The following is a 13,630-nucleotide window of genomic DNA, read 5'->3' as shown; positions in this document are numbered from 1 at the left end:
AATGCATACTGTGTGAGTTATAAATTTTAATAAACTATGGAGTTATTATGAAAACAGTCGGATATGCAGCAAAAAGCCAAGGTTCTGAACTTACAGAGTTTTCTTTTGAGCGCCGCGATTTACGAAATAACGATGTAGCAATAGAGATTTTATATTGTGGTGTCTGTCATTCAGACTTACACGCAGTGCGAAACGATTGGGGTGGCAGTAACTACCCATTAGTACCAGGGCACGAAATTGTTGGTAAAGTAATTTCGGTTGGTAGCGATGTTACCAAATATCAGCAAGGCGATACCGTTGCTGTAGGCTGTATGGTTGACTCGTGTCAAAGCTGCGACCAATGTCATAATCACGAAGAGCAATTTTGTCGTGAAGGCATGGTTGGCACTTACAGTGGCAAAGACAGAATAAATGGTGAAATGACTCAAGGTGGCTACTCTAAGCATGTAGTGGTGCGTGAAGAATTTGTGCTTTCAGTACCTAAAAATTTAGAGCTATCTCGCGTTGCGCCTTTATTGTGTGCTGGCATTACTACTTACTCACCGCTGCATAAATGGGGTGTTAAAAAAGGCAGCCGTGTTGCAGTTGTCGGCCTTGGAGGGCTTGGCCATATGGCGGTTAAAAATGCCGTGGCAATGGGTGCAACGGTTACGGTTATTGGCCGCACTGAATCTAAAAAAGAAGATGCTATTGAGCTAGGTGCACAGCACTATTTAGTGTCGAACAACGATGATGAAATGAAAGATGCGCAATCAGCGTTTGATGTGATCATTGATACTATACCGGTAAAGCACGACCTATCACTGTATACACCGCTACTTGATATTGACGGCACGTTAGTGATTGTTGGCCAAGTAGGCCCTGTTGATGAGCTAAACACAGTGCCATTGTTAATGGGTCGTCGTCGAGTGGCAGGATCCTTAATTGGTGGCATTGCAGAAACACAGCAAATGCTCGATTTTTGTGGTGAGCACAATGTATTACCTGAGTGTGAAATGATCAATATAGATGAAATTAACACCGCTTATGAGCGCATGGAACGCTCAGATGTGCGCTACCGTTTTGTTATTGATATGGCGTCGATTGACGTATAATTAATTAAAATAATGAATATAACAAGAGCCGCTATACGCGGCTCTTTTTATACTTAATACGCTGCAGCCGTTTGTTTTGCGCTTTTATTGTTTATTTGTATAAAGCTAAGCCACCACATAAATAACCCGCCCAAAAATAATACTCCTGCAACATACCCGGTTTGATTTGGTTGTGCCCCTTGTGCAATAGCAATGCCGCCTACCCATGGGCCAATTGCATTAGCAATATTAAAAGCACATTGTACGAGAGCACCAATCATGGCATGGCCATTGGGCGATACATCCATTAACAGTGTTTGCACTAAAGTAGAAAGCCCTAAGCTACAGCCAATAAAAAAGATCACCAGATAAAGTAAGTAAATATTATAGCTGGCACTTACATACGCAAATGCAAAAATAATAGTTGAGGCAAGGGTTAGTCCCGTGGTTTTAATTGCCGATTTATCGGCTGCTTTTCCTAGTATGTAATTACCGAGTGTGGAGCCAATACCAAACATCACCATCGCAATTGAAATAGTATAGGCGGGTGATTGGGTTACATCTAAAATAGTGTCGGCCACGTAGGTATAAATACAAAATACGCCACCAAAACCAATAATAACAATACCCAAAATAGACCAAACCAGTTTATTTTTTAATACCCCTAACTCGTTTAGTAAATTAGATTTTTGAGTATTTTTAACATTGGGTACCACGTAATAAACAAAAATAAAGGCAATAAACGCCAGTACACCTGCCCCGGCTAAACAATAACGCCAACTCAAATTTTGCCCAACGAGCGTTACTACGGGTACGCCTACAATGGTTGCGACTGTCAGCCCCATAAATACTTTTGACATAAAGCTAGCACGCTTTCCAGTAGGCGCTATATCTGAGGCCAATAACAAGGCTGCGCCAAAATATGCGCCATGGGGTAAACCACTTAAAAACCGAAACAGCACAAGTTGCTCTAATGAGCTAGCTAAGGCGCTTAAGCTATTAGCAATACACATTAAACTTAAAAATAGTAACAGCGCTTTTTGTTTACGCATGTTTGCTGTTGCCAACATTAAAATAGGCGCGCCAACAACCACTCCAAGAGCATAAGCACTAATGGCATAACCACTTTGTGATGGGGTACTACCAAATGCTTCACTAATTAATGGCAACATAGGCATCATAGAAAATTCAGATAAACCCAAAATAAAGGTGCCTAGCGCAAGTACAACTAAAATAGCGGCTCTATTGGGCTGACTCGACGGCGATGTAGTATCAACGGCCATGTAAAATCCTTGAAGGTATTGAATAAAATTTAATAGCAAACAAAACGCCTGTACGTTTAAAAAATACAACACACACGTTTATTTAAAATTGAATATGGGAATGAGGAATAAAGAGGCTGGCATTTTAAATTAAAAGCCTCCTCCCGTCATGGTCTAAACCATAGTTTAAGATGAATAAAATTTAACTTAAGCAAACGAAAGGCTGGTTTATATGGGCTTGCAAGCCACTCGCTCATTAAAAACAAGATATATTAGATTTAAATGTAATGCTAACTTGACTTTTTGTATGGTATGAATGATATTTGTAAAGTAAACATTACTTTTGAAACAGGATTAAAGCAATGAAAACAGAATTAAATTTAAAACAACGCCAAATTAAAAATACTAGCTACTTGGTTAAATGTACCTTGATTTGGTTACTCACCTTAGCGTTATGTAGCTTTGGCCCGACATTAATTTGGGATCGCGCCGAGATAATTAGCGGCTTTTTTATAGTTGTAAATGTAATAGCCGGCATTGTAATGATTTTGGCTAACAAACGTTACTTACAGGGGATGGATGAGCTGATGCAAAAAATACATCTCAGTGCCATGGGGTTTACCCTAGGTGCAATATTGGTAGGTGGGCTTGCGTACACTAATTTGCAATTGAGTGGCTTAATTGATTTTAAAGCACAAATACCCGATTTAATGTTTTTAATGGGGGCAGTGTATTTAATTAGCGTGTATGTGCTTAATAAACACTATTGCGCAGGTGATGAATGAAAAATCGATTAAAAGTATTAAGAGCCGAGCATAACTACACCCAAGCAAGGTTGGCCGAGCTGCTAGATGTTTCTCGCCAAACTATTAATGCGATTGAAAAAGGTAAGTTTGATCCCAGCTTGCCACTGGCCTTTAAGGCAGCAAGGTTGTTTGAGTTAAAAATAGAAGATATTTTTGACGACGAACAGGGTTAAAAATTAACAAAGTGCGACAATATGTCGCGCTTTTTAGATTGCTACAGCAAGTATAATTTACCCACAAAAATTTTGTGATAAATCAATAATGACTGATAAAAAAAATTCTTTAACCTCTTATTTATTATCCCCTTTAGCGCTTGTTATAAGTAGCGTATTATCGCCAGTTGCTTTTGCAGATGACACCTCAATTGAAGTGATTGAAGTGCACGGCCAAGCACAAAATAAACACCTATCATTAGGCTCATCTGAATCGCTATTAACCGATTTAGGAGTGGACTTTTCTGCTGCTGGTGGCATGGCCAATTTACCTGTTTTAAATGGTTTAATGGGCGATCGAGTGGCGGTACTGGTTGATGGGGCGCAAATCACCGCCGCCTGTGCTAACCAAATGAACCCGCCACTGTCTTATATTTCAGCCAATCAAATTAGTAGCTACAAAGTGGTTGCAGGTGTTTCTCCAGTAAGCGCGGGAGGCGATAATATTGCAGGTGTGATTGCTGTTAATTCTATTTCACCTCAGTACAGTGAAAGTAGCGAACTTGCATGGCATTCAGGTTATGTGTCAGCCCAGTACAACACCCTTGATAACGCCAAAAAGGTCGGCGCAGGTATGCGCATTGCCAGCGATGTACTCAGTTTTAATTATCAAGGTGCTTATAGTGAGGCTAACAGTTATGAAGATGGTAACGGCGATTTAGTGCTCGATACCCTATACCGCGCGCAAAACCATAGTTTAAGTGCTGCCATGCGCGATGATAAGCAACAATTAGTGGTTAAGCTAAGCCATCAAAAAATACCCTATCAAGGCTTTGCTAATCAATATATGGATATGACAGATAACACCAGCTATGGTGCTGTGGCCCAGTATAAGCGCGCTTTTACAAACAGTGAGCTTGAAGCGCAGTTAAATTGGCATAATGTAAAGCATGAAATGGGTTTTTTTAGCGCAGAAAAACCCGGAAAAATGCCCATGAAAACTGATGCTGAGGATATAAGCACCCAGTTAAAATGGCGACTAGCGCTTGATAACAACAGCCAGTTACTACTCGCGCAAGAGTATCACCACATGAAATTAGATGACTGGTGGCCTGCAGTTGAGGGCTCAATGATGATGGGACCAAATGACTATAACAATATTAATAATGGCCGACGTCAGCGTATTGCTTTGCTTGGAGAATATGAAAGCCAACTAAATACTCGCTGGTGGTTAAATGCAGGTATTCGATTTGAAAATGTAATGACCAACACTGATGATGTGCAAGCATATAGTGCAGGCATGGCTGCAATGAATGCAATGGCTATGGCGATGCCAAGTGATGCAATGGCGGCTAAAAAGTTTAATAACCAAAGTAAAAAACAAACAGATAATTTAGTTGATGCAAACGTGCTGATTAATTATCAACTAAGCAATAACGACGAGCTGCAAATCGGCCTAGCCCGTAAAAATCGTGCGCCTAATTTATACGAGCGCTACAGCTGGGGCGTAGGTAATATGGCCACCACCATGATTGGATGGTATGGCGATGGCAATGGCTATATTGGTAATATAAACCTTAAACCAGAAACCGCACACACGCTTAGCAGCACGTACACCCGTATGGCAAAAGACGACAGCTGGCGTATAAGTGCTAATGCGTGGGTGAGCGACGTGAATGACTATATTGATGCCAACATAGTAAGAAGCTTTAACCGCACAGCGCTTGCTGCCAATACCCGTAATGTACTTATGTTTAATAACGTAGATGCTACGCTTTATGGTGTAAAGCTAGATGCGGTTTTAGCACTGCACGAGTCTAAGCAGTATGGTAGCTGGTCATTAAAAGCGAATATTACCAACACCCGTGGTAAGCGCGATGATACCAATCAGCCGCTTTATCAAATCAAGCCGCTGCAAACCCAATTTGCCATTAACCAGCAAGTTGGCCGCTTTGAAAACGCACTCAGGTGGCAGTGGGTCGATAGTAAAACTCGCGTAGATAGCAACCGCCTAGAAAACCAAACTGAGCAGTACCATTTACTTAATTTAAGCTCAAAAGCCAGTTGGGATGCACTTACCGTGAGTGTTGATATTACCAATCTGCTTGATGAATATTATGAATTACCACTTGGTGGCGTAAGTATTGCTGAGTTTAAACAAGATATGTCGCAGGGCTTTAATCAATTAGCAGGGCAGGGGCGCTCTATAAATTTAGCCATGAGTTACGCGTTTTAAGATGATAGAGTAAGTTAGTATAAGCCATCAGATTCGATTTTAGGTTAATCGAGTCTGACGGTTTATTGCTATTAATTTTTAAGTTTGCTTGTGACAAAAATCTATAAACTGCTTTAACAGCGGGTTTTTGTACTTGTCTTTATGCATCACTAACCAAAACTGCCTTTGCATGGGGTGGTTTAAATTAAGCTGTTTAACACGGCCATCTTTTAGGGCATATTGCGCAGCAAGTGATGATAAACATCCTAACCCTAAGCCATTTGCTACACAGTTTATAAGCGCTTCAGTGGTATTGAGCTCTACGCTTTGCGTCCAATTTTTAATTTGTGGCGCAAGGCTATGTAAAAAGAAGGAACGCGAGCCTGAACCAGTTTCTCTTAATACCCATTGGCTACTATTAAAGTCGTTAAAGCTAAGTTGCTTTTTTGCAGCCAATGGGTGGTTTATTGGCGCAATAATACACATGGCGTCATGGCTAAACACATTAGAGACTAAATCGCTTTGGTGGGCTTGGCCCTCAATAAGTGCTATATCGAGCTCGTAATCTATAAGTTTTTGACAAATAAGCGTCGAATTGGAAATCAGTATTTGTTGCGAGTAATGCTGTTGCTGCGCTCTAAAGTTGCTTAACAAAGCAGGCAATACATGATTACCAATCGTGTCGCTGGCACCAATTTTTAAAGTTCCGCTGGCAGGAGCGTTGTCTAAAAATAAGTTATCGATAGTATTTGCCCGATTTAATAGTTCATCAGCAAGGGGCAGTAGCTTTTGCCCTTCTTGATTTAATAATAACCGATTATTTACACGATCAAATAATGGATGGCCTAACTGCTTTTCAAGTTCGCTAAGCGCCATACTCACCGCCGCTTTAGATAGAAACAATGATTCAGACGCTGCTGTAAGGGTGCTGTGCTGGGTTATGCCGACAAATACTTTAAGTTGCTTAAGTGAAATATTCATTACGCTATGTTTAGTTTGCCTGAACCTGTGTTCTATATAATTAGATTTAACTTAACAAAATGCAAGCGTAAACTTCTCTGTAAGTTACAACCACAGGGTGGAATAGAGATGTTTAAACATATAAAAACAAAAGTATCAGGCGCACCAACACCAATGGGCGGTTTGGCATTAGGTATTGCCAGCCTAGGTTGGGCTTGGGAGAGTATGTTTAACCTAAATGGCGTAGCACAATATGCCGGTGCCGCTATTGCGAGCGTGTTATTGCTATTGTTAACTCTTAAGTTTTTACTGCATCCTAAGCTGCTTAAAGCCGATTTAGCCCATCCGGTTGTGGGAAGTGTGGTGCCTACTTTTGCTATGGCTACTTTAGTGGTGTCTAATTCTTTAGGGCAGTTTTACTCCCTTGCGGGAGATGTGCTTTGGGTTGGTGCATTTTTATTGCATTTGGTGTTTTTAATAAGCTTTATTGCTCATCGCGTGATTGAATTTAAAATTGAGCATATGGTGCCAAGCTGGTTTGTACCGCCGGTTGGGATCATTGTTGCCGATGTCGCGTTTTCAGGGAATCCGGCTCTGCTATTTTTAGCACAAGGGGCGCTTTATTTTGGCATGCTGATGTATGCAGTTATGTTGCCTATGATGATTTACCGGATCATTTTTGCTGCGCACATTCCTGATGCTGCACAACCTACATTGGCTATTTTAGCGGCGCCAGCAAGTTTATCGTTAGCTGGTTACTTTACAGTTATCAGCGAGCCGTCACCGGTTATTATTGGCTTGTTATTTGGAATTGCGGTACTGATGACCTTTATAATTTACGTCGCATTTTTTAAATTACTGCGCCGTCCATTTTGCCCAGGTTACGCTGCCTTTACTTTCCCTATGGTTATTGGTGCTACCGCGTTATTTAAACTCGCCGCATGGATGCATACAGTGGGAATTGATTTGCAGTTTGTTAAGCAAATACAGTATTTAGCAACGTTTGAATTGATTGTGGCAAGTGGGGTAGTTTGCTATGTGGCGGTTCGTTATTTGGCTCACTTTAAGCTTTTTAACACTCAATTTAAGCCTCTCACCCTATCGCAATAACGATTAAGCGCTTGTTTGCACTACCTCGGTAGCACCGTGCTCAATTGCTTGTTCGGCATCTTGCTCAGCAAGCTTTGCGCGCTCTGCTTTTGAAACATAAGTCGGTTTGTTGCTTTTATGCAGCTTGGCATTAGCGCGCTTATCTTTCTTTTGAAACTTAGTAACGATTTTTTTTCTGCGATTCATGATTAACCCCGTAATTTTGAGCTGCGCATTATACAGGCATCTTGTTCAAAGCTGTTAGATAAATTATAAGCTTTGCTTGTGGGTCTGCCGCAAAGCGCTGTTTGTTACTTTACAAGGAGGTTATAATTAGAGCTCTTTGTTGTTAATTAAATGGAATCTGTTTTGAACAAGCTAGCTTTAGCAAGTATTGCCTTATGTGCATTTAGCGCTCATGCACAATTAAATAAACACAGTGAAAGCGTGGCCGATTACGCAGTTAATAACTATCAAAATGCACAGGTGCATACGCTTACTAATTTAGTATCGTTTCCTACGGTTAATAAAAGTGAGATCAGCGCACCACAAAACCCCGACTTTATAGGCTTTAAAGCATTATTAAAAATGAAAGCCGCTGAACTGGGCTTTGACTACCAAGATTTAGGCTATACCGTACTCATAGGCATGGGTGAGCAAAAAGAAAAAGTAACCATAGTGACTCACGGCGATGTACAACCAGCAAACGCCAGTAAATGGAAACAAAGCCCATTTATTATTGATACCTCAGAGCCGGGTAAATTAGTTGGCCGAGGTACCGAAGACGATAAAGGCGCTATAGCTACCGCTTTATATGCGATGAAAGCCATAAAAGATAAAGGCATAACCCTTGATAACCGCATTGAGCTGATGGTTTACCTAGCGGAGGAGTCTGATTGGGGGCCGTTAACTGAGTTTATGAAAACCTATGAGCAACCAAAGTATGCAGTCACAATTGACGCCTCATATCCCGTGGTGGTTGCTGAAAAAGGCTGGAGCTTAATTGCGCCAACATTTGATGCAACATCACCACAAACCGATGTGTATGTAAGCAATGTAACGGGTGGTGCCTTTGCTAGCCAAATCCCTGAAGATGCCAGCTTAACTTTGCATAATGCGAGTACTGAATTAGTAGCTCAAATAAAACAAACAGCTAAGGCACTTAAGAGAGTAGAGTTTACCTTTGATGATCAAATAGATGGGACCTTAATTAGTGTTAAAGGCATGTCGGCTCACTCATCTGAGCCAGAGTCAGGTGTTAACGCCATTGCTTATTTGGCTGAACTATTTAAAGCCGTTGAGATTGAAAACAACAGCGACGGTCAGCTCATTAAATTTGTAAATCAGCTAATTGGCCTAGATATTTACGGCAAACAATTTGGTGATATTGCGTATAAGCATGACTTTATGGGGCCAATGACGGTAGCGCCCACAGTTATTGAACGAGACGGTAATAACCTAACGTTAGCGGTTAATGCTCGTCGTCCTATGGGTAAAGAGGCTGACTTACTAGAGCAGCAAATTAATAGTGCGCTTACCCAATGGCAAGCTGATAATAAAGTAACATTAGCTAATGTTAAAACCACCATTGGCACACCTATGCTGCTTGATGACGCACCTCATGCACAAAAGTTACTTGATATTTTTAAACATTTTACTGGTGATCAAGGCGCAGATTTTGTCTCTATTGGAGGTGGTACTAACGCTAAATTATTTGATAATGCCGTATCGTTTGGCCCATCAATGCCGGGTAAACGCTATACAGGTCACTCAGAGCATGAATTTATTACGCTTGAGCAACTAGCACTTAATTTACGTATGTACACCGCAATGATGATAGAGCTGGGTAATATGTAATTAACCAATAGCAAAAACTAAAAAACCGCCTTGATGGCGGTTTTTTTATAACAACTAAATGTTATTGAAAATTAACGTCTGGTAAGCACTCAAACCCAGGTTTTGCAAACAAGTAGCCTTGCATTAATTCAATGCCGACACTTTTTAACCAGTGATATTCTTCAGCTGTTTCAATACCCTCAGCTAACGCCATTACGTTTAGCTCTTTGAACATATTTAAGCAGTTACGCACAATAGTTTGGCGTTTTGTGTCTTTGTCGATATCGCGTATAAGTGCCATATCGAGTTTAATAATATCTGTTTGAAAGTCAGCTAGTAAGTTTAATCCAGAATAGCCTGAGCCAAAGTCATCGGTAGCTGTTTTAAAGCCTAATTCTTGGTAGTAGCTTACAACCCGCTCAACGTGGCTGCTGTCTTCTATTTTTTCAACTTCAGTAAATTCAAACATAATATTAGTTGTAGGGAAGTTGTACTTTTTAGCCGCTTCTAGGGTAGTGCGAATACAGCGCTCAGGCTTATAAATAGCGTTGGGTAAAAAGTTAATGCTTAGCATGGTGTTTATGCCTAGCTTAGAGGCAAGTGCAATGGCTTTAATTCTACATAGTTGGTCAAAGGTATAGCGGTTGTCGTCGTTTACTTGGGAAATAATAGAATAAGCCGACTCATTATTTAAACCACGAACCAGTGCTTCATAGCCATAAATAGTGTTGCTCTGGCAATTTATAATAGGCTGAAATGCCATAGTAAAGTCAAAATCTAGTTCGCTAGAATCAGCGCAGTTGCTACAAGATACTTTTTCGCAACTTTGTGATTTCTCGTTCATGCATCCACCTTTGAATTTAACCCACACTTAAAGGTGGTTAAGTTTTTTGTAATCCTAACAAAGTATTGAGATTTTACATAATTATATTAGCGAACATTAATATAACCCATAATAAAGTTTTTATTTAATTCATGAAAAATTAGCAGTAAGGTTATGCTAAAACATAATCTTACTGCTACGCAAAAAGTATAATTGGTTTACAAAATTAGTTAAGTGTTGCCGTTAGCTTTATGCTGGTATTGAGTAATTTTGAAATGGGGCAGCCTTTTTTGGTGTCTTCACACAGGGCTTGAAATTGCTCATTGGAAATATCAGTAATTTTTGCATTAACTACCAATTCAATTTCACTCACCGCAAAGCCATCGTCTACTTCATCTAAGCTTACTGTTGCTTTGGTGCTTATATCGTCAGCAGTAAAACCTGCTTCGCCTAACGCCAATGATAACGCCATGCTAAAGCAAGCACTGTGGGCTGCACCAACTAGCTCCTCTGGGTTAGAGCCGGGCTTATCTTCAAAGCGAGTATTAAACCCATACGGCTGGTTATCGAGAGCACCACTTTGAGTTGATATAGTGCCTTTACCACTTTTAATATCGCCAGACCAATTTGAGCTTGCCGTTTTTTTAATTGTCATCATGTTCTCCTTGTTGCGATTTGGGTCTGTTTACCTTTCAAGGTTAAATTTGCAGCAGTCTGTTTGGTATTTAGGCAAGGCAGAGCCTATGTGGTGTGGTTATTCCCCATAAATAGGCGATAACGCTGCATCAATGCCAAACAGAAGCTGCCCGAAGGTTCTGCCTAGGGGCAATTAACTCTTTGTTGCTCGGTTTTTACTTAGCCCACTAGGTTACAAACCTCGCGCCGCGATTAAATTGCCCCTAGTTAGAACAAATATTAATCCGCAAAGGTCAACAGACCCTAATGTAAATTTTTCAGCATTGATATCAGTTGTATGTAAAATAATCCGATAATTGCTTAAAAATGTACGTAGTAACATGGAGGCTGCAAGATAAACGCCAATCTCTATTTGCTACGTTTACATCGCTCAGAACAATAAATAACGTTATCCCAGTCTCGTTGCCATTTTTTACGCCACGCAAACGGTTTATTACACACAGGGCATATTTTTTCAGGTAGGGTTAGTTTTTTATGTGCCATAGTTATTTGCCTGACTGCTTTTTGGATTTACGTACCGAGGGAGTGATGGCTACATGTTTTTTTAGTATGGCATGAATAGCACGTTTAACATCGCTACGCTCTCGGTATTGCCACAATCGCTCGCGTGCCTCTTTAGATGCTCGAGTTAAATCAAGCATCGGCTCTGGGTAATCTTCACCAAGTTTAAAGTCATTAAATAATGCTTCCATGGGCGTTTGTTCCCAAGGTTGATGTAAATATTCAATGGGGAGCTTTTCAAGTTCGGGGCACCATTTTTTTATAAATGCGCCGGTTGGGTCTTGATCTTCAGATTGTTTAATGGGGTTGTAATGGCGAATAGTATTAATGCCAGTAACTGATGCCTGCATTTGTATTTGCGGATAATGAATACCTGGCTCAAAGTCTAAAAAGTAATTAGCCAGCGGAAAACTTGCCTGTTGCCAGCTGATGTTTAAATGATGGGTTACAAAGCTCACCAGCATAGCGCGCATTCTAAAGTTAATATAACCGGTGGCTTTTAAACAGCGCATGCAGGCATCAATAATAGGAATACCGGTTTGCCCCTGTGCCCAGCGTTCAATATCGCTAGTAACCTTAGCGTCATCACGATACGGAAATGCATGGTAACCCGGATTTAAGGCTTTAAATTCCATGCTGCATTCGCTTTCAAACTTTTGCATAAAATGGCAATGCCAATGAAGGCGAGATACAAACGCAGCAAGCGGACGCTTCCAGCCTTTTTTATCGGGATGGGTTGAATGGTATGCGTCTATCGCCATTTGATACACCTGCCTAAGACTAATATTGCCCCAGGCTAAATAGGGCGAAAGCCTAGAGCAATGCGTGCGGCTCAAGCTCGGGCTAGAGATCCCTTTTTGATAGCCTTTACCGCGCTCGGCAAAAAAACTGTGCATAACATCGCGGGCAAGTCGCGGCCCTCCATATTGAAAGTTGTCATCGTCAGCTGTGTAACTGTCTGGTAATTCTGGCGATTGGTAGTGTGTGAGTGTCACTGTTTTAATGTGTTTCCAATCTGGGATGGCAATTGGCGCTTGCATTGTTTGTTGCCAGCATTCATTCCAATTATTGCGATTTTTTTTACCCCGAATGACAGCCCCCGTTGGTGACTCTAACCAGTTAATCTGATTATGTTGGCACCATGCTTTAATCGCTTTATCGCGCTCAAATGTATTATTTAAGCCGATTTCTTGGTGACTAAAGAGATTAATTATTTCAAACTGGGTGAGTAGCTCTTCAAGCAACGACTGCATATTTTGTTTAAATATGTACACGCAGCTATTAAAGCGATCAAGTTGTTGGTTTAAATCACATAGTGACTGATACACAAAGCGCCAATGTCGCTCGTTATAATGAGCATCTTCGAGTAACAGCGGCTCAAAGTTGTACAGCAATAATGTTGGAAGCCCATTGCTAAACGCATGTTTAAGCGGTTGATGATCGCTTAAGCGTAAATCGCGTTTAAACCAGACAATGTTTATTTTTTGGCGCATGAAATTAAACTATTTGCTAACGGTGTAGTATTAATGAAGATCCAATCTATAAGTACGTATTGCCTAGTACTAGGGTTTAGTTTTTAACTTAAAAGTGAGAAATAATGTTTTTAGATTTAATTCAAAACAACAACCGCTCTGTTTATAGCTACTTAGTTGGCGGTATTAGTCCACGACCGATTGCATGGATAAGCACCCTAAGTAATGAGGGGGTAAGCAATATTGCACCTTACTCTTTTTTTACCGTAGCAAGTTGTCAGCCTGCAGTGCTAAGTGTTACTCAAGTTAACCCCAGCGATAAAGCCAATAAAGATACACTGACAAATTTACTAGCCACCAAAGAATGTGTGGTTAATATTGTTAGTCATGCCTTAGTAGAGCAAATGAACCAAAGCTGCGCTAATTACCCTAATAATGTCAGTGAGTTTGATGAGGCCAGCATAGAGAGAGTCCCAAGCCAGTTAGTTAATCCGCCGAGTGTTGCAGCTTCAAAAGTACGCTATGAATGTAAGCTTCGAGAAGTGATCACTATTTCAGATGAACCAAGCGGTGGCAAAATGATGCTCTTAGATGTAGTGGGAATTTTTATAGATGACGCCACGTTGGTAAATGGCTACATAGATCCGACACGTTTAGATGCAGTAGGTAAAATGGGCGGCGATTACTTTAGCACCACCAAAGATAAGTTTGTATTAAAACGCCCACAACTTTAAAGGTGAGCGCT

14 protein-coding genes are annotated in these 13,630 nt (G+C 40.7%); 7 read left to right on the top strand and 7 right to left on the bottom strand.

Features of this window, described 5'->3' with window-relative positions; genetic code table 11:
- Positions 1-47 precede the first annotated feature (47 nt).
- Positions 48-1,094, top strand: a complete 1,047-nt coding sequence (locus tag P3J6_RS04055) for an NAD(P)-dependent alcohol dehydrogenase (RefSeq protein ID WP_178955450.1) — start codon at positions 48-50, stop codon at positions 1,092-1,094.
- Between the two features lie 53 nt (positions 1,095-1,147).
- On the opposite strand, the gene P3J6_RS04050 is transcribed toward P3J6_RS04055, so the two are convergent.
- A complete protein-coding gene (locus P3J6_RS04050) occupies positions 1,148-2,356 on the bottom strand; it encodes an MFS transporter (protein WP_198522288.1) in 1,209 nt (402 codons plus the stop codon).
- 341 nt (positions 2,357-2,697) lie between these two features.
- Here P3J6_RS04050 and P3J6_RS04045 point away from each other — a divergent pair, with 341 nt between their 5' ends.
- The 3 genes from P3J6_RS04045 (at position 2,698) to P3J6_RS04035 (ending at position 5,529) form a co-directional block, all read left to right on the top strand.
- Complete coding sequence (locus P3J6_RS04045; RefSeq protein ID WP_010391213.1) at positions 2,698-3,120, top strand: hypothetical protein; 423 nt, start codon at positions 2,698-2,700, stop codon at positions 3,118-3,120.
- Positions 3,117-3,314, top strand: coding sequence for a helix-turn-helix transcriptional regulator (locus tag P3J6_RS04040; RefSeq protein ID WP_008108814.1), 198 nt, complete (start codon positions 3,117-3,119; stop codon positions 3,312-3,314). Before P3J6_RS04045 ends, P3J6_RS04040 begins: the two co-directional genes overlap by 4 nt.
- Positions 3,315-3,402: 88 nt before the next feature.
- Complete coding sequence (locus tag P3J6_RS04035; protein ID WP_198522287.1) at positions 3,403-5,529, top strand: TonB-dependent receptor plug domain-containing protein; 2,127 nt, start codon at positions 3,403-3,405, stop codon at positions 5,527-5,529.
- Between the two features lie 78 nt (positions 5,530-5,607).
- Here the strand turns inward: P3J6_RS04035 and P3J6_RS04030 are convergent, their stop codons facing one another.
- Positions 5,608-6,489, bottom strand: coding sequence for a LysR family transcriptional regulator (locus P3J6_RS04030; protein WP_198522286.1), 882 nt, complete (start codon positions 6,487-6,489; stop codon positions 5,608-5,610).
- Positions 6,490-6,597: 108 nt separating this feature from the next.
- On the opposite strand from P3J6_RS04030, the gene P3J6_RS04025 reads away from it, so the two are divergent.
- Positions 6,598-7,578 carry a TDT family transporter gene (locus tag P3J6_RS04025; protein WP_198522285.1) on the top strand — a complete coding sequence of 327 codons (981 nt, stop codon included), beginning with the start codon at positions 6,598-6,600 and terminating at the stop codon, positions 7,576-7,578.
- 3 nt (positions 7,579-7,581) lie between these two features.
- Here the strand turns inward: P3J6_RS04025 and P3J6_RS04020 are convergent, their stop codons facing one another.
- Complete coding sequence (locus tag P3J6_RS04020) at positions 7,582-7,764, bottom strand: DUF2986 domain-containing protein (protein WP_178955460.1); 183 nt, start codon at positions 7,762-7,764, stop codon at positions 7,582-7,584.
- 162 nt (positions 7,765-7,926) lie between these two features.
- Here P3J6_RS04020 and P3J6_RS04015 point away from each other — a divergent pair, with 162 nt between their 5' ends.
- On the top strand, positions 7,927-9,414 hold the full coding sequence (locus tag P3J6_RS04015) for a dipeptidase (protein WP_198522284.1): 1,488 nt from the start codon (positions 7,927-7,929) through the stop codon (positions 9,412-9,414).
- A gap of 61 nt (positions 9,415-9,475) precedes the next feature.
- On the opposite strand, the gene P3J6_RS04010 is transcribed toward P3J6_RS04015, so the two are convergent.
- The 4 genes from P3J6_RS04010 to P3J6_RS03995 all read right to left on the bottom strand — a co-directional run bounded on the left by P3J6_RS04010 (position 9,476) and on the right by P3J6_RS03995 (position 12,906).
- Positions 9,476-10,237, bottom strand: a complete 762-nt coding sequence (locus tag P3J6_RS04010; protein ID WP_198522283.1) for an EAL domain-containing protein — start codon at positions 10,235-10,237, stop codon at positions 9,476-9,478.
- A 205-nt stretch (positions 10,238-10,442) separates the two neighbouring features.
- Positions 10,443-10,871 (bottom strand): OsmC family protein, encoded by a 429-nt coding sequence (locus P3J6_RS04005; RefSeq protein ID WP_024601924.1) that lies wholly within the window; start codon positions 10,869-10,871, stop codon positions 10,443-10,445.
- 389 nt (positions 10,872-11,260) lie between these two features.
- Positions 11,261-11,395, bottom strand: a complete 135-nt coding sequence (locus tag P3J6_RS04000) for a DUF2256 domain-containing protein (RefSeq protein ID WP_076921450.1) — start codon at positions 11,393-11,395, stop codon at positions 11,261-11,263.
- A gap of 2 nt (positions 11,396-11,397) precedes the next feature.
- A complete protein-coding gene (locus tag P3J6_RS03995) occupies positions 11,398-12,906 on the bottom strand; it encodes a cryptochrome/deoxyribodipyrimidine photo-lyase family protein (protein ID WP_198522282.1) in 1,509 nt (502 codons plus the stop codon).
- A gap of 104 nt (positions 12,907-13,010) precedes the next feature.
- Here P3J6_RS03995 and P3J6_RS03990 point away from each other — a divergent pair, with 104 nt between their 5' ends.
- Positions 13,011-13,619 (top strand): flavin reductase family protein, encoded by a 609-nt coding sequence (locus P3J6_RS03990; protein WP_010391228.1) that lies wholly within the window; start codon positions 13,011-13,013, stop codon positions 13,617-13,619.
- The last annotated feature ends 11 nt before the right edge of the window (positions 13,620-13,630 follow it).

Source organism: Pseudoalteromonas sp. 3J6 (assembly GCF_903995135.1).
GTDB lineage: Bacteria > Pseudomonadota > Gammaproteobacteria > Enterobacterales > Alteromonadaceae > Pseudoalteromonas.
Note: the sequence above shows the minus strand (reverse complement) of the source record. Positions and strands in the feature narration are given on the sequence as shown.